The organism is Pseudoalteromonas aliena (assembly GCF_038155085.1).
Taxonomy (GTDB): Bacteria; Pseudomonadota; Gammaproteobacteria; order Enterobacterales; family Alteromonadaceae; genus Pseudoalteromonas; species Pseudoalteromonas aliena_A.
On record NZ_JBAKAU010000241.1, the window covers coordinates 1 to 214 of the forward strand.

Genomic DNA, 214 nt, shown 5'->3' on the forward strand with positions numbered 1-214 from the left:
CAGACGTAAGTGATTTAAGTTCAGGTTTTAAACTTGGAGAGCATATTGTATTTGGTCCGCTTCTTAATGGTAGACAAACAGTAAAAAAGCCTGGCTTTTGTTTTATTACCAGCTCGCTTAAATATAAAAGTGATGGACTTGAAAATAGTTTACGAATGAGCCGTTGTGAAAACCCTGCAAACTAAAAAACAATTAATCAAAGTATCAAATTTTT

1 pseudogene is annotated in these 214 nt (G+C 32.7%); it reads left to right on the top strand.

The window, feature by feature from the left end:
• Positions 1–185: pseudogene (locus V6260_RS19225) on the top strand (hypothetical protein); the annotation flags it as partial.
• Between the last annotated feature and the right edge of the window lie 29 nt (positions 186–214).